This is a genomic window from Pseudomonadota bacterium (assembly GCA_026388275.1).
In the GTDB taxonomy this organism is placed as follows: domain Bacteria; phylum Desulfobacterota; class Syntrophorhabdia; order Syntrophorhabdales; family Syntrophorhabdaceae; genus JAPLKB01.
In genome coordinates this window covers 88,815-113,620 of the sequence record JAPLKB010000058.1, presented here as the reverse complement: position 1 = coordinate 113,620, position 24,806 = coordinate 88,815, and the positions used below count along the sequence as shown (strand labels likewise).

The window sequence follows — 24,806 nt, the reverse complement described above, 5'->3', positions numbered from 1 at the left end:
GAGATATGACAGAAAAAAATAGCAGAAAAGAACTGATCGCACATCTCGCTGACCTTGATGAAACTTATGTCCTTAAGGCCGTCCGGCACTTACTGGATAAAGGGCAGGATCCGCTGGACATTATTCAGGACTGCGAACATGCTATGCGACTGGTAGGCGAACGTTATGAGAAGCGGGAGTATTACTTATCTGCATTTATCATGGCCGGAGAGATCTTTCGTGAAGTAATGGCAATCAGTCAACCCTCTATGGAACAACGCTTAGTGGGCAATGCTTCGGGGAGAGTTTTGCTGGGAACGGTTCAGGGCGATATTCACGACATCGGCAAAGATATTGTTGAACTGGCTCTTCGTTGTTATGGATTTACCGTTGAAGACCTCGGCATAGATGTGCCGCCGCAAAAATTTATTGAAAATATACAAAAAAATCCCCCCGATATCATTGGTCTTTCAGGACTGGTATCAGTTGCCTATGAAAGCATGAGAGAAACGACACATTTGATAAAAGAGCACAGTATATCAAGGCAAACTGCTATACCTATTATTATCGGCGGGAGTACATTAAGCGAGGAGATCTGTCGTTTTGTCGGTGCAGATTTCTGGGTTACTGACGCTATGGAGGGAGTGCGGATTTGTCAGCGCATTGTACAGAAAACAAATTTGCAATAACCAAAACAAGAAAGTTAGTCATAGCCTGTGCCACTGTTATTGAAGAGATGTTACCTCTGTTGCCGCCTGATGTGGAATACAGGATTCTTGATTTCGGCCTCCATGTAAATCCCTCCAAACTTCGCCAGGCACTTCAGGATACCATTAATGAATCAGAAGGCCAGTTCGATACTATTATCCTGGGCTATGGACTTTGTTCACAGGGTGTAATTGGATTACACTCAAAAAACTGTACGCTGGTTGTGCCGCGTGTAGATGACTGCATTGCTATTTTTCTTGGCTCATGCTCAGCCTACCACCAGCAGTCCAGGTCTGAGCCGGGAACATATTACCTTACTAAAGGCTGGATTGAGGTGGGCGAGAGCCCCTTCTCCGAGTATGAACGCATGGTGGCAAGCCGTGGCCAAAAACACGCTGATCGGATAATGCATCTTATGCTAAACAACTATAAGCGTCTCGCACTCATTAATACAGGACAGCATTCTATGGAATCTTATCGGGAATATGCGCGCAACACCGCTCAGCGATTCGGATTGAGGTACGAAGAGATCGAAGGATCGACAATCATGGTAAATAAAATACTTAACGGACCCTGGGATGATGAGTTCATTGTTGTCAAGCCGGGTCAATCCATAAGGTTCGAAGACTTTTTTCCCAATTCTTAGCTGCGTTTAAAAAAACAATGCACGCGTAAATTCAGACTGAAATCCTTTTTCAGAGCTTAATTCAACATATTCGATCTGCTTCGCTATCCGTGCTGCATGTTCGCGCTCTACAACCGAAAGAAGGGCCATACATGCGCCTGCACCTGCAGCATTGCCCACCTGCCGAAAACGATAACGATCTACAGAAGGGAACATGCCTATGTCAATGCCGCTCTGCACATCAAGATATGTCCCGAAGGCCCCGGCAATAATTACCTCGTCAATGTCTGCTTCAGAAACATCAGCATGATTTAACAGGATGTGAATTCCTGCACGAATCGCTGCTTTGACTAATTGAATCTCTGTAACATCTGAACGGCTGAAGCTAATTTCGCTTCCATTATTTTCTTCACCAGATACAACGATAAACTCAGCACCGGCATTTCCACGTCTGACAAGAGGATGATCTTTCATGCCGCCGCGCTTATCAAGTATGCCTGCACGCAATAATTGCGCCATTACGTCAAGGATACCTGAGCCACACAATCCAACAGGCGGCGCATTGTCAACAGTTCTGAAGTACACATGTCCATCACGGATCATTACTTTTTCAATAGCTCCTGGTGCGGCACGCATACCATGGCGGATGTGCGCACCTTCAAAAGCCGGACCGGATGCCGTTGAACATGTTAAATGTCGTCCACGGGCACGCAAGCTGATTTCAGTGTTGGTGCCGATGTCTATACCCAACACGACGCCGTCATGTTCTGCCAGTTCTGTTGCAAGCAGCATTGCAACATGGTCCGCACCCACAAACCCGGCAATGTTGGGCAGTAAATGAATATAGGCGCCTGAGGCAAATTTAAGTCCAACTTCCCGTGCCTTAACATCGATGGGGTCAGTGCATGCTGGAACATACGGAGCCAGCCCCAGCTGCCTGACAGGTAAGCCCAGAAATATGTGGTGCATTGCTGTGTTGCCGACAAAAACCGCGTCTGCAATATCTGCCGCGTTACGTCCGGCATGTGCACAGAGATCATCCGACAGGCCGTTTATTGCTTCAACAACAGCTTCAGCCAGTTGCCGTGCTCCATCTTGTTTACTGACTGCATGATTAATACGAGCTATCACGTCTTCACCATAGGCAATCTGCGGGTTCATTGCCCCCATTGACGCCAGTATGTCCCCGCTTACCAAGTCAACAAGGTACGCAGCAATCTTGGTCGTTCCGATGTCAACTGCCAGTCCCAGGGGTACTGTGCCGGCAGGACGCAAGGCGATTACCTCAGGCAGCAGCTTCGTGCCTGCGGGGTTGTCGTTATTACACCTGTCAGCCGGGTCAACAGCGATCTTAGGGCTTTCGGGGTCTCGCACAAATGCACAGGCCTGCCAATTCCATGCGCGTAAATCTACAGGCATATCACGCATCGCCTGTATATCAATGCACATGCGATTATCATCAGCCCCGGATATATGACATTCCAATGCGTCCACCAATCGTCTTGCATCAGAACGTGGATCAGACATGGAGGGCGTCTCGATACAAACATCAATGGCACGCACGGCCGGATGCATTTCAATAACAGGCATCTGTCCTTCAGTCTGAATGCGCTGTGCCGATACCAGGGAGTCCGGTGGGACATGGACACGCACATCGCCTACGATTCTGGTCTGACAGGCCAGTCGCAGATCAAGAGTTGAATCGTCGCCCAATAACAACTTTTCGCTGACTGTCGGGGGCGAGACATCCCCCTCCATTACTCGCACAATACACCTTCCGCAGGAACCTTCGCCGCCGCATATTGCCGTCAGCATCACACCTGCCTTCTGTGCCGCCTCGAGCAGCGTCGTTCCACCTTCGCATATCACACGCTTTCCAATGGGTTCAAAATCAACTTGCATCTATTACCGCCTTTAGCATATCCATTCAGTCTAACATCCTGATTCTCAAGGGTCAATAAGACATGACCCGCCACTTGAAGAATAAGTTCTATCCCGGATTAATTCAATAGTTCCTTTAAAATACTTATAACACAATCCATAATTTCAATGTCTTATAACCTTTACCTGTTGTTTTTGAAGTTTCTTAAGCTTCAGAAGAAGATGTCATCGTAACTTTACTAAAATGCAACATCCTTGCCACATGATGGAGTCTCATTTACAGAAATACAAAATGTTGCGTCTCGACACGCTTTTATATATTATATGTTACCATAGATCTTGCATAGTGCATTGGACCAAATTAGAAAGAGGAGATAATGATGAAACTTATAGGGGAAAACCTTAATGTCATGTCTAAAAAAATCGGGGAAGCTCTGAAGCAAAGAGACCCTGTACCCATCAGGGCCATGGCAAAAGCTCAAACTGAGGCCGGTATGGATTTGATAGACATAAATCTCGGGCCTGCCCGTAAAGAAGGGCCTGAACTTATGGAGTGGGTTGTAAAAACAGTGCAGGAGGTAACTGACATCCCTCTTTCTCTGGACACTATGAATATAGAAGCCATAGAGGCCGGGTTGCGGGCACACAAGGGTAAGGCATTAATTAACTCTATTTCCGCACGGCCCGAAAGAATGGCAGCCCTTATGCCCCTGGCAAAACAATACGGCGCTTATTTTATCGGGCTCACCCTCGGACCGGAAGGTATTCCAAGGGATTCAAATGAAAGAGGGTTACTTGCCGCTCAGATTATGGCAGAAGCAGCAGGGTACGACTTAAAAGAAGAAGATATATGGTTCGACCCTATTGTACTGCCTATCAACACTCAGCAGGCTCAGCTACAGGGCTGCACTGAATTTGTCATGATGCTCCCCGACCTTTCGCCTTCTTCCAAGTCAACCTGCGGACTTTCTAATGTATCAAACGGGACGCCCAACAACCTCAGGGGGATTCTCAACAGAACTTATCTCATTATGATAAAGCGATACGGTATTTATTCGGCAATCGTCGATGCCTTTGATACGGAACTGAGGGCTATCGTAAAAGGTAAAAGGCCTGAACTCGAAGCACTTGTGCACAAAGTAATGGACGGGGAGGAAATTGATATTTCAAAGTTTTCAAAAGAAGAGATGAATTACGTGAAAACCACAAGAGTACTTCTCGGTCAGACTCTGTATTCTGATTCGTGGTTAGAGCTTTAAAACACATCATAAATAAAAAACCATATCTATATTTACTTTAGTATCAATAGGATATGGTTTTTTATTAAGATATTACTTTAATATTTTGTTATATATATCTAATATAATAGCTTAATAGCTTCACTTACCACTATTTAAGCAATGAAACTGCATGTTTTATTCTCTCTACTCCTTTTTGGATAACTTCCATGGATGTTGCAAAGGACAGCCTTATATAGCCCTCTTTACCGAATTCGACTCCCGGCACCACTGCCGTGTGAAATCCTTCGAGCAGCACTTCTGTCCATACCGAAGAGTTTTCGATTACCTTGCCCTTATAATTTTTACCGAGTATGGTATTAAAATTGGGGAATACATAAAAGGCACCGCCTGGGCTGTAGCAGGTCACTCCGTCTATGCCTCTCAATTCATTCACAAGATAGTCCCGTCTTTTTTTAAACTCTTTTACCATTAAGGCAATACTATCCTGCGGACCGTTCAAGGCTGCAACTGCGGCAACCTGCGCAATTGATGTGGGATTGGACGTGCTCTGGCTCTGGATATTGCCCATTGCCTTTATGACTGGCGCCGGACCGGCAGCAAAACCGATTCTCCACCCCGTCATTGCATATGTTTTTGAAACGCCGTGGCAGATGATGGTTTTTTCTTTAAAAGAAGGATCCATCGATGCAATGCTCATGTGGACATATTCATCATAGGCAAGCTTTTCATAAATCTCATCGGAGATAATATAAAAGTCATTTTCAACTGCCAGTTTCCCGATCTTTTCCAAATTTTCTCGATAAAAGATTGAACCGACAGGGTTTGAAGGATAATTAAGGACTATCCCTTTTGTATTTTTATTTATATATTTCTTCAGCATCTCATCTGTAAGTTGATAATCTTCATTCTCATATGTTTCTACAAACACCGGCTTTGCCCCTGCAAGCTCAACCATAGGAGGGTATGAAACCCAGTAAGGAACAGGTATCAGCACTTCGTCGCCTTCCTGAAATATTGTCTGAAAAAGATTGTACAGGGTATGTTTGCCGCCGCAGGATATTATGACCTCATCCCGTTTATATACAAGATCATTATCTCTTTTAAATTTTTCAATGACAGCGTCCTTCAATGGATCAATTCCGGTTGCAGGGGTATATCTCGTGAAATTATCATTAATAGCCTTTATCCCCGCCTGTTTTATATGGTCCGGAGTATCAAAATCCGGTTCTCCTGCCCCGAACCCGGCAATATCCAGACCCTCTGCTTTGAGAGCCTTTTCCTTTGCGGTAATTGCCAATGTCGGTGATGGTTTCAACATTTCTGCTCTTTTTGATAACATATTGAAGCCTCCTTTGATTCATTTATATATCTATCATCGTTGTGTTACTTCTTTCTGACCAAGGGCAGAACGATACTATTTACAATATTCACGATATCGCTGTCAATCAAATTAGTTGAATGGTTGACAGGTAGTTAAAATCATTCTAAAGTGATTCGGCATTAAAGCGGGCGATACTTCCGGTAATCAGGTTCCTTTGGTATACTTTGACAAAATAGAAGGATGCTGCAACAAGGTATAATAACGCAAGTACAGTACCAACAAGAAGATCCGGCATAAACTTGTCTCCCAAAACACCCGGGTAGAGCACTCTCCTCAAGCTTTCAAAAACATATGCCGGCGGGATTATTCTTGCAATACCTCTTATAGACTCAGGAAGGGTTGAGACAGGATAATAAACCCCTGCAAAAATTGAAATAATGAGTGGTATAGGCCAGCCAAGCCATTCCGCGGAAGGACCGAGACGGAAAATCATGGCAGATACAAAAACCCCCATGGCAACGGCAAATATAAGTAGTATAAGCATAAAAGGCAATAACAGCAGGCCAATCTTCAGTACATTATAACCGAAAAACATACCTGCAATACAAGCTATGGTGCCGAAACCGGCCATACCGGTTGTTATGCTTGTCAAAACCAGTCCGCCGAGATATTCCAGTATTGTAAGAGGTGAAGCAAAAAAATTCAAAAAATTCTGCGTCCAGATGTCTTCCAAAAAAGCCATCATAATCCCCTGCTGAATACGTGTTGCAAACTCCCAAAGGATTATTGCACCGAGAATTACGGTAATAAAACTGAAGGTGTCTTTTCCTAAAGAGCCGAGGTATTTGCTTATGAAACCCCACTGTACAATATCGATGACAAGCCACAGAAAAATTCCGGCCAGTCTTGTTGGATTGCTTTTGAACAGAAACAACTGTCTGAGAAAAATGGCCTTGATTCTTGCAAGGTTCATAAAGTTTGTTCCAGACGTAGAGGCTCGCGGGCAACGGCAATAAAAAGTTCTTCCAGGTTTTTCTTTCCGTATTGTTCAGGAAGGGTTGTTGGATTGCCGCTGAGAAGGATTTTGCCGTGCGAGAGAAAAAGGACTCTGTCGCAGACAGCCTCAATTTCGCTCATATTATGTGATGTCCAGAGTATTGCTGCGCCGGTACTGACTGCATAAGATTTTGTCTTTTCACGAATAACACGGGCTATGCTCGGGTCAAGTGAAGCCGTGGGTTCGTCGAGTAAAAGCAGACTGGGATTGTTAATAACAGCTTTGGCAAGACTTAGAAGGCTGGTCTCTCCCGAAGAGAGCAGTCCTGCTTTAGTATCGGCAAATTTCTGCAGACCGAAGTCCTGTAAAAAAAGCGATATTTTTTCTTTCAGGTTTTTTTGTCCATATAACATGCCAAAGACAAGAAGGTTTTGTCGAACAGTGAGATTTGCAGGCAGGTGCGCATAAACAGCGGCAAAATTCATTTTTGAGCTTACTTCAGACCGGTGATTTTTAATATCCTTTCCCAATATCACTACAGATCCGCTCGTGGGCTTGAGAATGCCAAGAATCATGTTGATGATTGTGGTCTTCCCTGCCCCGTTGGGACCCAGAAGGCCGACTATTTCACCGGGGTTGACCTCAAGGGAAACGTCATCAACGGCTTTAATTGCACCGTAATGCTTGGTGAGATTATTGATTCCTAATATTGATCTGTCTGCCATAACTACCTGTTAAAAATGTGAGGGCCTTCGGATAAAAATAAAGAAGCAATTTATGCCCCTCGAAATCAATAAGTTTTACTATTCTGTTATCCTGGTCGTATAATTCAAAGGATGGTGCTTTGTCGTCTTTTTTCAGTTTCATTGTTGTCTCCCCGGATGCACCATTTGTTCATTGCCTGTGATTTTTCCTTGAAAATCTATTTATTTATCAGTTTCCTTCCCATCTCCCAGGCCGCACCCACATCCTGCCCGAGTCCCCGGTACTTCCTTTCTGACATGATAAGAACAAAGGGGTTTATTTTGCTCAAATCAGGTACGCCTTCGGTGAGGCATTTATCATCGCAATAGGCTGCGACAATTTCTCCGATGAAAAGATCTTCGGCAGGCAGATTAACTGTCTGCACCAGCCTGCATTCGACGTTAAAGGGGCATTCCCTGATCATCGGCGCTGTTTCAAGTTTGCCGTAGAATGTCTCGAAGACAACGGACTTGTCGAACTTCCGGCCCGAAACAATACCGCAATAATCAGTCTTCTCAACCAGATCAGAAGATGGAATATTGACGCTGAAGGTCCCGTTGGCTTTTATCCCGGTATTTGTATAATGGTTCTTATTCATTGCAAGGGCCAGATATGGCGGCGCAGGATTTACCATACTTAACCAGGCTATCGTAATATAATTTACTTTTTCTTCAACTTTTGCTCCAACAATTGCACAGGGCATCGGGTAGGATAAAAGTAAGCGGTCGCTGCCTAATTCAATTTTTGCCATAATATCCTCCTTTATGAATTATTTGAATTTATTCGTTTAAATCTTATGTATCGGTCAGTTTTTTGTCAAGGAAGTTTTATTACACATACCCTTTTGCCCCGCCAGGTTTTTATTTATTGGCAGTCTCCCTTGCCTTTAGCGACTTCCAATGCTTTACAATTTCCTAATTCGCATGCTTTTCGTGCATCGCGACAGCCAAGCTCCTTATTGCCTTGTTTAAAATAGGTCATTCCTCTGTTATCGTAGTAGGCTCCGGCATAGTCCGGTCTCAGGTGTATGGCTTTATTAAAGTCTTCAAACGCATGTTGATACTGTCCTATTTCAGCGTAAGTATTTCCCCTGTTGTTGTAGTAATCGGCATAATCCGGTCTCAGAGAAATGGCTTTATTGTAGTCCTCAATGGCACGCTGATACTGACCAAGAATGTAGTAAACAAAGCCCCTGTTGTTGTAGGGTTCGACCATATGCGGCTTCAATCGAATGGCTTTATTGTAGTCCTCAACAGCACGCTGATACTGACCAAGCGCTAAGTAACTAAAGCTCCTGTTGTTGTAAAGTTCAGCCATATGCGGCTTCAATCGAATGGCCTCATTGTAATCCTCAACAGCACGCTGATACTGACCAAGCATATAATAAGCAAAACCCCTGCCGTCATAAGGTTCGGCATAATTCTTACTCAGACTGATGGACTTGTTATGATAATAAATAGCTTCCCGGGCATTTCCTTTAATATGAGACAGAGCAATACCAAAACTGTGATTCACCCTTGCCTTATCCGGTGATTTTTTAATGCAATCACCCCACAGCGTGTAATCATCCTTCCATATTTTGTTGCGCTGGTATGTCAGTGCCGTGTATTGAACGGCAATCATCAGGATAAGAATCAAGACAATTCCAAGATGTTTTTCTCTGATAAAATAAAATGACACTCCAGTCAGGACAAGAAAAAAACCAAATCCCGAAAGATAGGTGCGGTGCTCAAAAATCACATCCTGAGAAATCGGAATAATACTTGATTCCACGGACAAAGTCAGGAAAAACCAGAATATCCCGAAAGAAATCAATCTGTATCTTTTAAATAGCAAAACACCGGCAGATAAAATTCCCAGCAATACCAAAAAACTGAAAAAAGTCTTTAACTGAAAAAAACCGGCAGATACCGGATAATTATAATCCAGATTCTGATTAACAGGCAGAAGGAAAAGCCGTATATAGGTCAGGATTACTCTGAACTGTGTAAGAAAATATTCTTTCATTGATATGGCATATGAATATCCATGATCAGGCGGGACAATATCGAATATTTTCAGCGAAAAATGCCTGAACAAAAAGAAGATAAAGATTACCAGAATAATAAAAGAAAAGAAGAGGATTTTATCGTTAGCTTCCAACTTCCATGGAAAGGTTTTAAAAAAACAGTAATCATACAAAATAACAGCAAAAGGCAGAGTAAAGACAATCTCTTTGGTCAGTATGCCGCAAACAGCGGATAAAAGTGAAGAACCGAATAAAAACAGAGCGATCCCCTTATTCCCCTGCCGGAGCCTTCCCCTGATAAATAAAATCAAAGATAAAAAGTAAAATAATGTTGCCAGCGAGGTGAAACGTTGAGATATGTATGTAACCGACTGCGTGGCCAGCGGATGGGTTACAAAAAGTAAACCGGTCAAAAAGGCAATTATGGTCTTGTTTCTGCTGATTGGCGCATCTTTCATGACCGGAGTGGAAAAGGTAATAGAGGTCAGCTGCCAGACTAAAAGTGCGTTTATCAGGTGAATTATCAGATTGACCAGATGGTATCCACGGACATCAAATCTGTGGATATTGTAGTTAATGGCAAATGTGAGCATACCTATTGGGCGGGTGGGGTTGATACGAATCACTTCATTGATGCTCGTGGAATATGTCTTAATACTGCTGTCTAAAACCCTTTCGTCATCAAAATGAAACGAGCAGTCAAAAGAATTGGAATAGGCAATAGCTCCTGCTATTAAGATAATAAAAATAAATAAAAGATTATATTTTTTATTAATATCTGGGCTAATATTCATCATTAGTTAGCATAGCCGGTTTTTGTTTCCGGCTCTTTCTCACATTGAGTTGGTAATATGAGATATACTGCTTCATACCTTATACCAATTCGCCTTCAATCATATAACTTTGTTGCCTCCTCCTCGCGCTCCTCGACGTACTGGAAGTACGCCTGCGTCGGCTCGTTGTCGTCGCCTCGTTCTATGTATGAATCCGAATTGGTATTAAATAGAAAGGATAGCATAACTATGGATCTTACGATATCTCATTGTTTGAAAAGGCTCTCAATCAGAAGCCGCCGTGGACAGTGAAAAAGATAGATTTCGATATGGATAAGGGAATACATGCTATTGCTATCGACTTTCCCGGGAATAGTTTCTTTTCATGTCCGAAATAAGAGAAATTATACTGCATGAAATCGCAGCTGTGTTCCAACTGGCACTTTAACATTTTACCCTTCTAACATGCGTTTGAACCGGAATAAAGATCCGTTTGTCCAAAGCTTTCCATACCGTACCGATGGAGGCGACGCGGTTCTTTTGGATGTTGCGCCGCTTCCGCCACATACGGGAAATGCCAAGAAATGCGTCCTTCTTTGCTTTGAGGATCACTCCACTCTGACCCCGCATTGAAAACAGTAGGATAGACACCAAATTGAGAGCAATGTGCAGAGGCAGCAGCAGCCAAAACAGGATACCGGGCATGTTCTTGATAAATACCCATACCGGGTTTCGAAACCCATGATAAACAGCAAAATCACTCAACTCCCCCCCTGTGGATGCTGAGCCCACATGATGAACCACAGCATCCGGCACATATATGGCTTTATGCCCTGATAGGCGCAGGCGGAAGCCAAGGTCCACATCCTCCAGATAGCAAAAAAAATCCTCGTCAAACCCGCCGGCATCTACTAAAGCCTGCCGCCGATACAGGGCTGCTGCTGCACAGGGTGAAAATATCTCCTGCGAAACAAGGTCTCGCAACTGTTGCCGCATTCCATAACACTCACGCCAGGCCAACCCGCTTATGTGATAGTTGTCGCCGATGCCGTCCAGAACTTCAGGATTGTCATGGCATAATTGCCTGGAGCCAAATGCGGCCACTCCCGGATAGGTATGAGCCGCCTCAAGCAAACGCTCGAGCCAGTCGATCTCCGGAAAGGCATCGGGGTTAAGCATGGCCACAAACTCGGTGTCGCACTTTGCTAAAGCGTGGTTGTTGCCGGCAGCAAAGCCGAGGTTGGTATTCATTCGAAGCACGGTAACGTTTTTGGCAAATTTCCCGGCATTGATCAAGGAGTCGTCAGCACTGGTATTGTCCACCACCAGCACACGCTCCGGCTGAATAGTCTGTGCTTTGAGGCGTCGCAAGCATTCTGTCAGCAACTCCCCACTATTCCAGTTAATGATTATAATCGTTATTGACATTTTCACCGGTCAATGAGCGAACATAGGCGCGGGCGATCTCCTGCCCGCTTCCTGCCTGAACGATCTTGCCTCCTTCGATAAGAATGGCTCGGTCGCAAAATCGCTCGATATCAAGAGGATTGTGACTGACCATCAGCACTGTATGACCAGCCTGACGAATCTCTTCATATCGCTTGTAGCATCGCTCTTTAAATTCCATGTCCCCTACAGCAAACACTTCATCGAGAATAAGCAGACCACGGACCGCCCGAAAGGCAACAGAGTAGGCAAGTCGCATGGCCATTCCCGACGAATAATGCTTAAGCTCAAGCCGCGAAAACTCCTGCAGGTCCGCAAACTCCAGAATTTCGTCTTTGGCGGTTTTCAACTCGCGGAGCGTCAGGCCCATCACAGTACCCAACAGATAAATGTTGTCAATTGCATCCAGCTCCTGATTCCAACCCACGCCCAGATCCAGAATCGGTGTAATCGGCATGGCACATTTAACTGTCCCCCGGTCCGGCTGGTATATGCCTGTGATGATTTTAAGCAATGTGCTTTTCCCGGACCCATTTCTGCCCATGATCCCCAATGTTTCACCGGCTTCTATGGAAAAGCTCACGCCGCTCAAAACCCTGAGTTCCCGACCCTCTTTTAAATATTTTCTCAATTTTAAACTTTTGAGAATGTGTTCCCGAACGGTATCCAGTTTTACCGTGGGGATAAAAAAGCTTTTGTTAATCTCACGAACTTCCAGGGCAACCATAGCGCTACAACCTTTCCAGAGAACGGGGCACAAGCCTGCAATATAAAGCTAAGCCTGCAAACAAAACCGCTGCTGTGCTTCCCAGCAGCATGAGATGGGCCGTAATGGTTGGAATCTCTCCTTTGACAATGACAGACCGTGAAAATTGAATCACTGCAGTGGGCAGCCACGCATAAAGATAAAAATGATATTTATGCGGCACAATATCAAGAGGATAGATAATCGGGGTGAAAAAAAAGCCAGCCTGCATCAGCAATTCCCATATCTGATTAATATCACGGTAGCGAAGAAAAAGGACGCTTCCGGCAAGCGAGATTCCGATGATAATGATCAGAAAAAGAAACACATACAGACTGAAGCAGCTTATTTCCAACAAACTTAAATGCCGTTTAAAAATGGAAATGTAGGCACATACGGCAATACTGAAAATAACTACGGTAATCAATGCGCTCGAGACAGATGTCAATACGACAACCCACGATGGAAATTTCGTTTTTGTCAGCAAGAAGGTTTTAGCCTGAAGAGACATGAGCCCCGTCTTTGTGGAATCAGAAAAAAAATCATAAAGAAACAGTCCGATAATCAAATTCAAGGCGTAATAGGTATCCATTGAAAAGATGACAGAAAACACGGTATAAAGAACCACAAACATCGTCAGGGGCTTCACAAGAGCCCAAAGATACCCTCCCAGAGTCCCGTGATACCGCGTCTTGAAATCCGTACGGACGAGCGTCCAAATCAAACCAGGCAGATAGGCTCCATTGCTGTGAGTGGCGATAAATCTATTCTTCAATGATAACGCTCCTTGTTGGCAACCACATCCATTACGGTTTTCAGTTTTTCTTTAGCAACTTCCGGCGAGAAGTGTGTCCTGACATTCTCAATTGAATTAATTGAAAGCGCATTCCACAATTCCTCGTTCTCGTGAATCATAGCTACCTTTTCAGCAAAATCATCTGGTTCATCGGCAATCAATGCATCCACCCCATCGACCAATCCAATACCCTCAGCACCGATGGAAGTGGTAACGACTGGAAGACCGTAACTCATACTCTGATTTATTTTCCCCTTGACGCCGGCTCCATATCGCAGCGGTGCAACGAATACTCTGCACTTCTCAAAGTAAGGAACCAAATCAGGTACGTATCCGGTCACGATTACATCTTCGGATTTCAATTCCTCCACTTGCCTTGTTGGATTGCTCCCGACAATATAAACGCGTAGACTCGGCAGCAACCGCTTTATCAGAGGGAATACTTCATTTATTAGGAACATGACTGCATCGGTGTTCGGGGGATGGTCGAACCCTCCTACAAACAGAATATCCTTTCTACCAGAAAAAGGTGTCTGAGGTTTCGTAATTCGGTGAATGTTACTCACAATCTCTATATTTAGAAAAGAGTCTTCCTTCAGTAGTACATCTTTCTCCTCAGGGCTGACTACTAACGTAATATCGCTATTTTTCACCAGGTACATCTCCGTTCTTTTGAAGTTCTCAGCTTCTTTCAAAGCTTCTTTGTTGTTTTCGACCAACCCCCTCCTGGTTTCTCTCAGGAAAGCAAGGTCCACAGTATCATATATAATTCTGGATGCAGGGCAACGCCTCTTTACAGAATTTATGTATTGTATCGCTATATGAGGTCTGCTCAGCATAACCACAGAAAAATATCTTCCAAATGCTTTGATATAGTTTTTCACGGAAAGGACGTGGGGGGCGTAAATGACCTCTATCCCTTTCTGCTGAAGTTCTTGTGCATAAGGTTCAGTCCTCAGCAGATTGTCACCGATAAAAGTGACTTTATGACCAAGTTCAGTTAGTATATCGAGCATGTTGAACATTCTCAGGGAACCGGAATCCCGGTCATATGCCGGGAGATAATGGTCTATAACGAGAACCCGTTCTCCTGACCGTCGATCCCTGGCCCATAAGACTTTGTTTGGGTCTGGTTTGTAATGGTCCTTTTGCAGAATATCTGCCCACTTTTCTACAAACTTAAGCTTATTTATTTCCTGATATTTTTTAACACCACCGGAAGTTTCCGTGCCGGATGTCACACCTTCAAAATGCGTAACAACCGATTTTGGCTGGTATAGGATTTTATACCCATTGTTTCTAAGCGAAAAGCAAATGTCAGTATCTTCATAATAGGCGGGCTTAAATTTAATGTCAAAACCACTTGCTTTCTCAAACAGTTTCCTCTTCACCAGCAGACAAGCGCCGGAACAGTAATCGACTTCTCTAACGTAGTTGTATTCCGGTTTGTCGGCGTTATCACTGCGACCATAATTCCACCCTGAACCATCGCTCCATATTATTCCACCTGCTTCCTGCAGCGTACCATCCGGGTAAACAAGTTTTGACCCGACGGCACCAACACCTTCTTTCCTTATCGTTTCTAACAAAGGCGGAAGCCAATCATTGTTAACTATTGTATCGTTGTTCAGGAATAAGATGTGGTCGCCTTTACTTAGTGCGGCTCCTCGATTACATGAATCAATGAAGCCGGTATTCTCCGTATTTCGTACCAAACGTATATTCCTGACTTTCGATAGCTTCCCCTCTGTCTCATCAGTCGAAGCATCATCAACAATGATAACCTCATAGTTACCCGTGGTATTTTCGTAGAGCGACCTTAGGCACTGAATTGTATACTCCCACTTATTATGTACGGGGATCACTATGGATACTTCCGGTTGCGAAGTACCGGGAAATATTAGCTCCTCTTCTTTCCTCGATAACCAAGCCACTGGCGAAGAGGCGAGGACATTCTTTTGTTTTGAAGGGGACTTGATGTATCCTAAACGGTCTTTCGCTTGTCTAAAGAAGCTTTGCCAGCCCTCGCTGAAAATAATCCTGATACCATTTAGTATCAGTTCGTAATAATATCGCCTTTGCGTCACCGGAGGTAATAGTTTTTCTACTGTTTTCTGATACTTCCCCATGTGCTGCATAGTTATGTTGTACTCGATTTGCTGTAAAGAAAGCTTTCATGTGGAGCGAACTTAGGATATTGTTTTAACCTGAATATGAACGTCTCCTGGTCAATATGTGTATATGTAACGCCCTTGCTGATAAGATCGTCAATCAGATACCAGTCCCAGGCGTAACCTGAATAGTCCAGTTCGTCATCGATGCAGTTCCAAAAGGTCTCCCTGCGGAAAAGCACCTGACCCAGATCGATCTTGCCCAAAGCCGGAGTTGAGTAATTGAGGATCATTTCATTGTTCCAAAGACACGAACTATACACAAATCCTATGGTTGACTTATCTTCCAAACAATCGATGAGAATATCAAAATGATTTGGCAAATACCCATTGTCATCGTCTAAAAAGGCGATATACTTTCCAGTTGATCTCTTCAGCCCGAATTCAGCAGGCGATATCCCCAAATCATTGGTTCTCTTGGGCAGATTATACAGGAAAATCCTTGAGTCGCCGGCAGTCGCAATAATTTTCTCGAATCTCAAAAAAATGTCCTGAGGAGGGTGATCTGCCACTATGATATGTTCGTAATCCTGGAAATTCAGGTTCCTGACCGACTTGATGCATGACGCTAAACAATCCACTCGGTCATAAACCGTGGTGACGATACTTAGTAACGGGGGAGACGAGTGGATATGCTTTCTGGGAAGACTTCTCCACCATTCCGGACGCGGATAATTTTTCCACTTTTTCTCTGATATGGCCGCAGTATTGACCCCTTGTTCAGGAAGCCCGGCGTACATCCGGTTCAGATCGTCGCGAATCCATCCGTAGTGAAAACCCCAGCCCTGAGTATGATCAAACGGACCGAGCCCTGATCGCAGCTCAGCAAAGCGTTCCAGTGTGTAATCAATCCCGAGAATCTGATAGTTCTGGAGCAAAAGTTCGTCCCGAGCGGGTGCGACCACGCATCCGACCGGCGCAGCAGCATGTCCTCCTACTGCAAAATTGATCTCCTTGATGGATGTCGGCGAGAAGACGATCAATTTGCAATCGGTCGGATCTGGCAATGCATGCGTCCGCTTTTCGCAAAGATGTTCACCCGGTCGCGGAAATTCCTCGACTAACATCTGGTAACCGAGCGCCGGGATTGCGGTTATTCCTGCTTCCAGGCATCTCGACAAATAGCCGCCGAGATCGGGATGAACGAGATGTTCGTCGATGTTGCATATGATCACCAAATCGGCAATCGGGCTCCCACGAAATCCTCGGCTCTCCTTCCAGCAGTTGTTGAAAAGATCGAGCTCCGAAAGAATGAAAGAATCCTGATCCCTGCGGATAAATCTTCGGACCTCGACCTTGGGATGCCCGAGAAGGAGATCGAGTGAACCATCGTTTGATCCCTCGTCATAAATCACGTACCTTTGCACAATACTGTCGTAGTGCCTGAAAAAAAATCCAAGCAAACGCACCTCGTTCCAGCACGTCGCATAGAGGTGAATGCGAGGCCCGCAGCGCGGAGACGGATCCCTGCCTTCCCGTCGCCCCTGCGAGAGGAAATGCACGAGTGGATTAGCTCTGGAGTCACGCACGTCTGCGTTGGATTCCAGATAAAAGCTGCTGTCAAAATAGGGATTCGGGTCACGGCCTTCCAGTGCCCCCCACAGGATGAAGTGGATGAGGGGATTGATTCCGGAGGCTGCCACATCGGGGTTGTTTTCAAGATAATAGCGCGTTCTAAAAAATGGCGATGGGTCGCGCATCTCAAAGGCACTTTGCTGAAGGTAATGACCGAGAGGATCGGAATCGACGTCGGGATAACGCTCAAGGTAGTAGCCGGAATCGAAGAGACCACTCTCCAGGATTAGTATACGGTCGAGCCTTTTGCCGAGTATAGGAATTTTCCGAAGGACAGCGTGGAGTTTCATCTTTCATTCACTTCCGCTAATACCTGACATTCATACCTTTCACTATGTCATGAAAAATCTTATCAGCTTTATCAGGGAGCCTATCCCTGATACATTCATAGTATCTGACTAAAGACATTGGTTGGCTTGAAGCACTTAAATCCAAATCCATCATAGCTTCCAGCCACTGGTTGGGTACATTGTACTTAACAACCATAGTCGCGAGCTTACATATATTGCGAATTCTATTGTTAACCAGATGTCCAAAATCGATGGCAGGTAATCCGCTATTTGTATCGCCGTTACATTCTGCATTAAGTAAGTACAGATTATCTTTCGAATGCTGTTCCAGAGCCGTATTAGGATAAATCTGTAAAGGATAGCACGATACAACGCTTCCGGCACCGATTCGCTTCATTCCCTCAATAGTATTTAAAGCATCACTTACCGGGTCTGGAATTGGAAGGCCTATAATGCACTGCAGATTAACCTTGAATCCAAAAGAAGTGAGGCGGTCATATGCTGCCTTAATTTGTGCTTCATTATCCCATCCTCGTCCCAGGAGTTTGAGAGATTCGGGATTTGTTGCCTGGACTCCCAATCCTACTACATTGGCTACATTGCGCATAAGCATAAGAAGGTCAGGAGAGGCTTTTAAAGCACTTACGGACGTAGTTGATACATACATAGGCATTCCGATCTCACTAACCCACCTCTTGTAAAACGCCTTTAGCCAATCCTGATCTCCAACAAATACATCATCATCTACCCACTCTATTTCTTGGGTACAGTCTTTAATAAAATTGGCTTCATTGATTATATCTTCTATATTGCGATGTTGCAGATGGCAGGATGTTCTTCCATATAGTTTTCTGGTTACTTGGGAGGAAGAGGAACAGTATGTACAGGTCCAGGGACATCCTGTAACTGAGAGCATGATTTTACGGTACCTGTTTTTGAAATGAGGTATATCTTGAAAGTACTCAACGCGTGCCGGATTTTTGAGATTCTCCGGTTTAGTTGGCCCGGTCTTCTGTATTCCAAGATGGTTAAGGTCCATATTATGAACAGAACCAACAACAGTGATATCTCCAATGTGCTCCCCGCAATTTGTTGCATGATGCCCCCCATATATTGAGATAAATTTTAATTTAGGCCTTAACATACTCTCTATATGCTTAGCTTGGGGATAAAACGCTGTCAGAGGAGAGAAACATATATAGTCCGGTTTATATTCAGCAATATCCTGTAAAGGATCAGTCATCTCGGCATCGAAGAATTTAATCTCTCCATGCTTCTTGAACTCTGTTCCTGCAAACAGAAGTCCGTAGTTCTCCTCATTACCGAAACTAACAAGAGCAAATTTCATTAAAACACCTTACTTTGTCTGCTATGAACTTTACCTGTTTATCAGTTAACCACCATCCTACCGGTATACAGATTTGTTTCTGCCAGAATTTCTCCAGACCCGGAAGTTTGCACCGGGAACTCTTGAAAATAGGCTGTATATCGTTCCTGGCATGGACCAGGGAGGTCTCTATACCATTATCTTTCATATACTCCATGAATTTGTTCTTTTTTTCTACCAGGATTATGTATAACCAATAATCGTTTCTATATAGAACCGGGACCCGTTTAATATTATCTAAGTCTATAAAAGCATCGTTGTAATATTGTGCGTGTTTCTCAGTCTTTGATATTATATCACCAAGTTTATCGAAGTTTGATATTCCTATGGTTGCAGCAATATCATTCATATGGAACTTGTATCCTGCTTCATATATAGAATCCATGCTCCTCATAGTCTGCCCGGATTCACGGTTTATACCGTACCATCTAAGCAGTTTTGCCCTATCACAAATCTTCTTGTCTTTAGTAACAAGGCAACCACCGTCTCCTGTGGTTAAATGCTTTATAGCCTGGAAAGAGTAGCACTGCATCCCGCCAAGACCCGGGCCGTTAAGATGAGCACAGTCTTCTATCAGGGTTAATCCTTTGCTCCTGCATATCTCAGTAAGAATAGGGTCGCATAGATTCCCGCCGTAATGGACTGCCATAATTGCCTTAGTATTCATAGTAATTTTCTTGGATACAGAAACCGGGTCTATGTTGCCTGTCTGGGGGTCCACATCTGCCCATACTATCCTTCCACCGTTCTGGACTATAGGTGTATTAGTCGCAAGACACGTCATAGGTGTAGAGATAACGTTTTTATTGTTAACTTCAGCGATATGTAAAGCAAGGTGAAGTGCAGATGTTCCACTATTCACTAAAACAACATACCCATCTAAGTAAACACTAAGGAGTCTCTCAAACTCTTTGACCTTAGAACCCTCACCAATATATCCTGAATAAAGAACTTTCTTCAGTTCATTTATACAGCCCTTATTAATGAATGGTTTGAATAGCGGTATCATAAATTGTTTTATTATTATCTCACAGTTCACACTGCATCCGCAAGGATTTAGGGGTGAACCAACTTTCTTACTGTCAGGATTTCAGAAGCCCTGCCGCGAGATCAAATGCCCTCCGCATGCACATATCGGCATCCAGGTACAGGAATTCCCCGGATCGTCCCAAAGTCTCGAGTTGAGGATAGGAACGAACATGGGCAAGAACCTTTTTAAGGTGCGGCGCATAATCTTTTCGGTAAACCGGGTAAGCATAGGGAGCCTTCACAAGCAGGAGTTTCTTAACATCGCCCGGAAGCAAGATTCCATCGTGGGCCAGGTTTCCGGATGACATCTGAAAGATCTCTTCCTTTGAGGCGCTCCAAATCGGTGAGTCTTCGAGACACGGCATCTCGATGGCAATAATATTGTCCGATGGAGGGCTGGTTCCCGGACTGAATTTGTTCATCTCGCTGATACGATTGTAAGGACGGTTAAGAACGTACATATAGCTGCCCCCCAGAATGTTCTTTCTCTCAGTGACCATTCCGAGCACTACGAGCACCCGAAACTCCAGACGTGCGGCCGAGGTCCGGACATCAGCGGGCGGCCGTGGCTTGACCATGTCTACAAACAGCGGCAGTGGAATCGTGGATATCAGGCGTTCGCACTCCAGGCTTGCAGTCTCTCTACCGCAAAAATATCGAACCAAGACTGAACGATCCCCATTCAGAACCACCTCACAAGCTGTGGAGTTGAGAAGAATCTTTCCACCAGCCGCCCGGATTTTGTCTGCAATACGATAGGCGATCTCCCCAAAACAGGTGGTGGGATAGTAGGTGGGAAGCTGCTCACGTTCGATCAGCGAATCCCCCTGGCGGGTCGCCCGTCTTCCTAATAGCACTTTCAACGTATTAATGAAATTGGTTCGCGTATGATAAGGAATGGTGCGCGCCGACAGTTCGCAACAGGGCAACTTCCAGAATTGCTCTGTATAGGGCTTGAAAAATGATGAATATAGATGCTCGCCAAAGTTTTCCAACGCCCATTCCTCGACCGTCATCTCCTCAGGCGTCGCTGAGTTTCGTTTCTCTCTGCGGCCAATCTTCCCCTTGAGAAAGCTCAAGCCCGACCGTATCCCTTGGACCAGCCCCATCTGGATTAGCACATCTCCCGGCGTCAATGGATAATTGAGGTACTTTCCCCGGAAATAGAATTTCACATCGCGCCGTCTGGGCAACAGGGTACTGTCGAAGAGGTCAAGGACAGTCTTGAGGATCTCAGGGTCCTCGGAAAAAAACGAGTGAGGGCCAAAGTCAAGATAATAGCCGTTATCCGATTGCGTACCCGCCAAGCCTCCAACAAATCCCGAGTTTTCAATGATCGTGACCTCTTGGCCGCTTTCGCAGAGTTTCCAGGCTAATGACAGGCCGCTGATGCCGCCGCCGAGAATAATGATGTGCATGCGCTCCGTCGCCTCCATACGCTAAATTTCCTTCATCGAGTTCACCGATCAACGGGGCGCTTGCCGTGAACCCGCCACATCGAAAACAACAATGGTTTCATCCTCGAATATTGGTGGACCAAAATGGTTCGTTGACTGCTCGACGCATTTCTTCAACCCTGGCAAGAGGACCTTTGCAGACGGCTGGATTCCAGGCAGAAACTCTCTGAGCAGATCTTTATGGCAGATCAGGTAGTCAGCCTGGGAGCGGCTAATCGCCTCGATATCCAGGATATCCACCATGTTTCGGAACCGTATGCGCCGCGTGTCATCCACCGCACAAATAACGTGATCAACAAAAAAATCCGTATATACACAATCCCGGTTGAGCGGCATAACGTCGACTATATCCGTGTATCCGATCACGATCTGTTTGCCGTGATGGTGCTGATAGAAATAATAGTAATTGTAATGATCACCCAGCATCATAGGGTATTCGATTAGCCGCCGCGTTCGCGGCGGCAGGCCACGGTAGAACGCGGACATGCGCGGCAATGCGGAGGAGACGGATTGGGGTAAGAACCATGAGTGATAAAGAGTGTCCCATCCCCCGAATTGGCCGGACTCGATGAATGCCGAATGATTGGTGAAATTGTTCGGCGCCCCGTAGGCGTACCGCAGTGGATTAGTGAGAATCCATGAAGCGAAGACAAGGATCATCAGAGCAAAGGAAAGTCCACGGATAAGCGGTTTCCTGAATTCGGCAAGTCCGCCGATCCTGGAGGCGATTTGTATCAGCCCGATAGCTGCGCAAACGTGTGCTAAGGGAAAAAGAATCGTCAGATAACGCGCCAGGACTACCGGTGCCTCGATGCCCGCAAAGCGGCATACGGCGATCATCAGAAGATGGAGAAAAGCCACGAGCGCGAATACTGCTCCCCAGAAAAGGTCTTTTCGGAAAAGAATCCATAATCCCAATAGACACATCAACGTGAGACCGCCCGCCAGCACTACACTCGACGTGCCGAAAAGCATCAGCAGAAATTGCTTCCAGGTCTCAATCGTGGGAGGAAGTCCAGGCACCATGTTTTCTGCGATAACCGTCGGCTGTACGGTCAAAGCAAAGACAGATACTATAAGTCCCACCGTCAGTATAACGCTCTGCCAGCCGGGGCGGAAGTTCGGGATGCGGGTGCTGGGCGCGCTCTTCCTGCTCCAAAAATATAGCACTCCGGCAACTGCCCAGGGCGCCATGATGCCGATTGCCGCAACAGGGTGAAAATAGAGGGCTGCTGTGGAAGCAAAGATGTATAGCAGGCGAAATCGTTTTCCCCCGGCGTACAACCATATACCAGCCGAATAAATCGCTATGAACTCAAGAAAAGCCAGAGCGCTATAAGGCCGAAAGATCCGGCTGTAAAACGTGAGAAAAGGCGACAGCGCGAGAAAGGCCGCAAAGATGCAAGCCACTGCTTCTCCGTGAATTTTTCGAACCAGCAACGGGAGGAAGACGAGCGCCAGAAGGCCGGTAACAAGTGACGGCAGGCGTAAGGCCATCTCGGACCAGCCTGTCGTATGAAGCAGAATCCATGCGTATGCATTCATGGGAGCACAGGTGGCATCGGCCGTCGTGTAACGGAGAAGGTAGGCAAGCGGATGCTCTGTAGCATAGAAGAGGCCATGCCATTCATCATCAAGGAGAACCTGATCAGTGATCAGATAGAGACGCAGGAACGCTCCAATCGTGCCCCAAAGAATCAGAATGGCTGTGAAGCGAAAGCGTTTGACGAAATCCCGGATCTTCATTTCTTAAAACGATAGGTGATTGTTTGCTGAAAAGATTTCAAGGCTGCTTTGATTAATTTTAATTTTTTAATTGAAACCGCACCTGTTGCCCTCTCTTTTTGTCTCACTGCAATTTCGTAAACTTTTAAATTATTCATCGAAACGAGACCCGAAATTACAATGTTTGGCGAAAACATATTATCTGGTAGTGAAAAGAAGATATCTTTTAATGAACATGATTTCATTAACCTGTAAGGTGAGTTAACATCAACCACTTTAGTCCCGTAAAATATCCTGATAATTACTCTGGATGCTAAACTTATTAATCTTCTTGCAAGCGGCTGGTGCAAACGAATTCTTTGACCTAACAGAAAATCATATTTTGCTCTATTCTTCCACAAAACTTCAAATTCCTCAGGAAAAGTTTCATCATCAGAGTCTATTTGCAAAATCCACTCTGCATTAGAATTCTCCCGGTATCCTTGTAGAATGGTAGGTCCGTGCCCGCTGTTTAATTTGTCATGTACAACCAGGTTTTTATTTTCTAAGGAAAGTTTATTGAGAATCTGCAGTGTATTATCTGTAGACCCATCATTATAAGCATGAATCTGAAAATTAATCTCAAGTTTATGAAGAGCTTCAGTCCATTTACTTACTACATTGCTAATAATCTCTGCCTCATTATAAACAGGCATTACGACGGATAATTCAACCTTTTTCATTTTACCGTCCCTGGACAGTCACAGGCATTTCTCTTCTTTATTTTATTTTCATAGGTGTCCAATGCTGAAGCGATAACCTGATCCATATTATAATATTTGTAATCACCCAATCGCCCTCCAAAAATGATATTTGAACATTTTTTTCTTTCCTCTTTATACTTCTGAAGCATCTCCTGATTTTCGCGTGAATTTACAGGATAATAAGGATTATTACCATCATCTTTTTTAGGATACTCTTTAAAAATAAGAGTTTTTTGTTTTGGATAATTTCTTTCAGGGTGATAATGCCGTGGTTCGTGAATTCTAATATATGGAATGGAGTGCTCAGGGTAATTCATGACAGATGTTCCCTGGAAATCCTCAATATCTATTATTTCCTTTTTAAACTCAAGAGTTATCCACTCAAACCTTCCGAACTTATATTCAAAAAACCGATCTATTGGCCCACTGTAAACAATTAAACATGACGAAGGGAGTTGATCTTTTATATCAAAAAAGTCTATATTCAGGTAAACTTTAATATTCTTATGACTTAATAACCTTGTAAATATAGTTGTGTATCCTTCTAAGGGGATCCCCTGCCATAGATCAAAAAAGTAATTTTCATCATAATTCTTTCTAACGGGCAAGCGCTCTATTATTGACGATGGTAACTGATCGCAATCTTTCTGCCACTGTTTCTCAGTGTACTCCTTTATGAATGCCTCGTACAAGGGACGTCCAATGAGTGAAATGGCCTTCTCTTCTATATTCTGCGGATTTACTATTTTTTCTTTTGCAATCTCCACCTTTAGGAAGGCATCTACTTCATATGGCCTCAAATTAACTCCATAAAAAGAATTGATTGTCTCTAAATTTATTGGCATCTGGTAAACTTTGTTCTTATACGTGGAGAGAACCTGGTGCCGATACCCGTTGAAATCTGTGAAGGAGTTAATGTACTTCCATACTTTTTCATTTGATGTGTGGAATATATGGGTACCGTATTTATGAAATTCAATCCCCGTTTCAACATCAACCGCTGACAAACAAAGACCACCGACATGCGGATATTTGTCGAGGACCACTACTTCTCCATTAATATCACTCGCAATTCTTTCGGCAATTACTGATCCGAAAAAACCTGCGCCAACAACTAAATATTTAAGTCCCTTAAAATCCATCATAAAATTCTGTTGAGCGATAT

General features: G+C 44.5%; 23 protein-coding genes. 5 read left to right on the top strand and 18 right to left on the bottom strand.

Annotated features, from left to right (window positions below):
- Positions 1-5 precede the first annotated feature (5 nt).
- Positions 6-668 (top strand): cobalamin-dependent protein, encoded by a 663-nt coding sequence (locus tag NT010_13655; protein ID MCX5807084.1) that lies wholly within the window; start codon positions 6-8, stop codon positions 666-668.
- Positions 632-1,333, top strand: coding sequence for a DUF1638 domain-containing protein (locus NT010_13650; GenBank protein ID MCX5807083.1), 702 nt, complete (start codon positions 632-634; stop codon positions 1,331-1,333). The genes NT010_13655 and NT010_13650 overlap by 37 nt, the downstream gene beginning before the upstream one ends.
- Positions 1,334-1,339: 6 nt before the next feature.
- Here NT010_13650 and NT010_13645 read toward each other — a convergent pair whose 3' ends face one another.
- Entirely contained in the window at positions 1,340-3,214 is a 1,875-nt protein-coding gene (locus NT010_13645) for an ASKHA domain-containing protein (protein MCX5807082.1), read from the bottom strand.
- 359 nt (positions 3,215-3,573) lie between these two features.
- Between NT010_13645 and NT010_13640 the strand changes: the two genes are divergently transcribed.
- On the top strand, positions 3,574-4,452 hold the full coding sequence (locus NT010_13640) for a dihydropteroate synthase (GenBank protein ID MCX5807081.1): 879 nt from the start codon (positions 3,574-3,576) through the stop codon (positions 4,450-4,452).
- A gap of 130 nt (positions 4,453-4,582) precedes the next feature.
- On the opposite strand, the gene NT010_13635 is transcribed toward NT010_13640, so the two are convergent.
- From NT010_13635 to NT010_13585, 11 genes are all read right to left on the bottom strand, one after another.
- Positions 4,583-5,773, bottom strand: a complete 1,191-nt coding sequence (locus NT010_13635) for a pyridoxal phosphate-dependent aminotransferase (protein ID MCX5807080.1) — start codon at positions 5,771-5,773, stop codon at positions 4,583-4,585.
- A gap of 145 nt (positions 5,774-5,918) precedes the next feature.
- Positions 5,919-6,728 carry an ABC transporter permease gene (locus NT010_13630; GenBank protein MCX5807079.1) on the bottom strand — a complete coding sequence of 270 codons (810 nt, stop codon included), beginning with the start codon at positions 6,726-6,728 and terminating at the stop codon, positions 5,919-5,921.
- Positions 6,725-7,477, bottom strand: a complete 753-nt coding sequence (locus tag NT010_13625; protein ID MCX5807078.1) for an ABC transporter ATP-binding protein — start codon at positions 7,475-7,477, stop codon at positions 6,725-6,727. Before NT010_13625 ends, NT010_13630 begins: the two co-directional genes overlap by 4 nt.
- Positions 7,446-7,619, bottom strand: a complete 174-nt coding sequence (locus tag NT010_13620) for a redoxin domain-containing protein (protein ID MCX5807077.1) — start codon at positions 7,617-7,619, stop codon at positions 7,446-7,448. The genes NT010_13625 and NT010_13620 overlap by 32 nt, the downstream gene beginning before the upstream one ends.
- A gap of 55 nt (positions 7,620-7,674) precedes the next feature.
- On the bottom strand, positions 7,675-8,247 hold the full coding sequence (locus tag NT010_13615) for a flavin reductase family protein (protein ID MCX5807076.1): 573 nt from the start codon (positions 8,245-8,247) through the stop codon (positions 7,675-7,677).
- Between the two features lie 113 nt (positions 8,248-8,360).
- Complete coding sequence (locus tag NT010_13610) at positions 8,361-10,301, bottom strand: tetratricopeptide repeat protein (protein MCX5807075.1); 1,941 nt, start codon at positions 10,299-10,301, stop codon at positions 8,361-8,363.
- 420 nt (positions 10,302-10,721) lie between these two features.
- Complete coding sequence (locus NT010_13605) at positions 10,722-11,705, bottom strand: glycosyltransferase family 2 protein (GenBank protein MCX5807074.1); 984 nt, start codon at positions 11,703-11,705, stop codon at positions 10,722-10,724.
- Entirely contained in the window at positions 11,680-12,450 is a 771-nt protein-coding gene (locus NT010_13600; GenBank protein MCX5807073.1) for an ATP-binding cassette domain-containing protein, read from the bottom strand. The genes NT010_13605 and NT010_13600 overlap by 26 nt, the downstream gene beginning before the upstream one ends.
- Positions 12,451-12,454: 4 nt before the next feature.
- Positions 12,455-13,243, bottom strand: a complete 789-nt coding sequence (locus NT010_13595; GenBank protein MCX5807072.1) for an ABC transporter permease — start codon at positions 13,241-13,243, stop codon at positions 12,455-12,457.
- A complete protein-coding gene (locus NT010_13590) occupies positions 13,240-15,393 on the bottom strand; it encodes a glycosyltransferase (protein MCX5807071.1) in 2,154 nt (717 codons plus the stop codon). The genes NT010_13595 and NT010_13590 overlap by 4 nt, the downstream gene beginning before the upstream one ends.
- 11 nt (positions 15,394-15,404) lie before the next feature.
- On the bottom strand, positions 15,405-16,556 hold the full coding sequence (locus NT010_13585) for a glycosyltransferase family A protein (GenBank protein MCX5807070.1): 1,152 nt from the start codon (positions 16,554-16,556) through the stop codon (positions 15,405-15,407).
- 18 nt (positions 16,557-16,574) lie between these two features.
- Between NT010_13585 and NT010_13580 the strand changes: the two genes are divergently transcribed.
- Together NT010_13580 and NT010_13575 are read left to right on the top strand one after the other, a co-directional pair.
- Entirely contained in the window at positions 16,575-16,760 is a 186-nt protein-coding gene (locus tag NT010_13580; GenBank protein ID MCX5807069.1) for a hypothetical protein, read from the top strand.
- Between the two features lie 171 nt (positions 16,761-16,931).
- On the top strand, positions 16,932-17,240 hold the full coding sequence (locus tag NT010_13575) for a hypothetical protein (protein ID MCX5807068.1): 309 nt from the start codon (positions 16,932-16,934) through the stop codon (positions 17,238-17,240).
- Between the two features lie 76 nt (positions 17,241-17,316).
- On the opposite strand, the gene NT010_13570 is transcribed toward NT010_13575, so the two are convergent.
- Genes NT010_13570 through glf form a run of 6 tightly spaced genes read right to left on the bottom strand, consistent with a single transcriptional unit; the run spans position 17,317 to position 24,786 of the window.
- Positions 17,317-18,648, bottom strand: coding sequence for a B12-binding domain-containing radical SAM protein (locus NT010_13570; protein ID MCX5807067.1), 1,332 nt, complete (start codon positions 18,646-18,648; stop codon positions 17,317-17,319).
- A complete protein-coding gene (locus tag NT010_13565) occupies positions 18,629-19,726 on the bottom strand; it encodes a DegT/DnrJ/EryC1/StrS family aminotransferase (GenBank protein ID MCX5807066.1) in 1,098 nt (365 codons plus the stop codon). Before NT010_13565 ends, NT010_13570 begins: the two co-directional genes overlap by 20 nt.
- A gap of 43 nt (positions 19,727-19,769) precedes the next feature.
- A complete protein-coding gene (locus NT010_13560; GenBank protein MCX5807065.1) occupies positions 19,770-21,152 on the bottom strand; it encodes an FAD-dependent oxidoreductase in 1,383 nt (460 codons plus the stop codon).
- A 30-nt stretch (positions 21,153-21,182) separates the two neighbouring features.
- On the bottom strand, positions 21,183-22,919 hold the full coding sequence (locus NT010_13555) for a hypothetical protein (GenBank protein ID MCX5807064.1): 1,737 nt from the start codon (positions 22,917-22,919) through the stop codon (positions 21,183-21,185).
- Positions 22,916-23,620: a glycosyltransferase family 2 protein gene (locus NT010_13550; GenBank protein MCX5807063.1), complete on the bottom strand. Its 705-nt coding sequence runs from the start codon at positions 23,618-23,620 to the stop codon at positions 22,916-22,918. The genes NT010_13555 and NT010_13550 overlap by 4 nt, the downstream gene beginning before the upstream one ends.
- Complete coding sequence (gene glf / locus NT010_13545; GenBank protein MCX5807062.1) at positions 23,617-24,786, bottom strand: UDP-galactopyranose mutase; 1,170 nt, start codon at positions 24,784-24,786, stop codon at positions 23,617-23,619. Before glf ends, NT010_13550 begins: the two co-directional genes overlap by 4 nt.
- Positions 24,787-24,806: the final 20 nt, after the last annotated feature.

Bases quoted from the DNA above. Each gene is read 5' to 3' on its own strand.
- NT010_13655 (MCX5807084.1), top strand. From the start codon at position 6: ATGACAGAAAAAAATAGCAGAAAAGAACTGATCGCACATCTCGCTGAC.
- NT010_13645 (MCX5807082.1), bottom strand. From the start codon at position 3,214: ATGCAAGTTGATTTTGAACCCATTGGAAAGCGTGTGATATGCGAAGGT.
- NT010_13640 (MCX5807081.1), top strand. From the start codon at position 3,574: ATGAAACTTATAGGGGAAAACCTTAATGTCATGTCTAAAAAAATCGGG.
- NT010_13635 (MCX5807080.1), bottom strand. From the start codon at position 5,773: ATGTTATCAAAAAGAGCAGAAATGTTGAAACCATCACCGACATTGGCA.
- NT010_13630 (MCX5807079.1), bottom strand. From the start codon at position 6,728: ATGAACCTTGCAAGAATCAAGGCCATTTTTCTCAGACAGTTGTTTCTG.
- NT010_13625 (MCX5807078.1), bottom strand. From the start codon at position 7,477: ATGGCAGACAGATCAATATTAGGAATCAATAATCTCACCAAGCATTAC.
- NT010_13620 (MCX5807077.1), bottom strand. From the start codon at position 7,619: ATGAAACTGAAAAAAGACGACAAAGCACCATCCTTTGAATTATACGAC.
- NT010_13615 (MCX5807076.1), bottom strand. From the start codon at position 8,247: ATGGCAAAAATTGAATTAGGCAGCGACCGCTTACTTTTATCCTACCCG.
- NT010_13610 (MCX5807075.1), bottom strand. From the start codon at position 10,301: ATGATGAATATTAGCCCAGATATTAATAAAAAATATAATCTTTTATTT.
- NT010_13605 (MCX5807074.1), bottom strand. From the start codon at position 11,705: ATGTCAATAACGATTATAATCATTAACTGGAATAGTGGGGAGTTGCTG.
- NT010_13600 (MCX5807073.1), bottom strand. From the start codon at position 12,450: ATGGTTGCCCTGGAAGTTCGTGAGATTAACAAAAGCTTTTTTATCCCC.
- NT010_13590 (MCX5807071.1), bottom strand. From the start codon at position 15,393: ATGGGGAAGTATCAGAAAACAGTAGAAAAACTATTACCTCCGGTGACG.
- NT010_13580 (MCX5807069.1), top strand. From the start codon at position 16,575: ATGAACGAGATGTTCGTCGATGTTGCATATGATCACCAAATCGGCAAT.
- NT010_13575 (MCX5807068.1), top strand. From the start codon at position 16,932: ATGCACGAGTGGATTAGCTCTGGAGTCACGCACGTCTGCGTTGGATTC.
- NT010_13570 (MCX5807067.1), bottom strand. From the start codon at position 18,648: ATGAAATTTGCTCTTGTTAGTTTCGGTAATGAGGAGAACTACGGACTT.
- NT010_13560 (MCX5807065.1), bottom strand. From the start codon at position 21,152: ATGGAGGCGACGGAGCGCATGCACATCATTATTCTCGGCGGCGGCATC.
- NT010_13555 (MCX5807064.1), bottom strand. From the start codon at position 22,919: ATGAAGATCCGGGATTTCGTCAAACGCTTTCGCTTCACAGCCATTCTG.
- NT010_13550 (MCX5807063.1), bottom strand. From the start codon at position 23,620: ATGAAAAAGGTTGAATTATCCGTCGTAATGCCTGTTTATAATGAGGCA.
- glf (MCX5807062.1), bottom strand. From the start codon at position 24,786: ATGATGGATTTTAAGGGACTTAAATATTTAGTTGTTGGCGCAGGTTTT.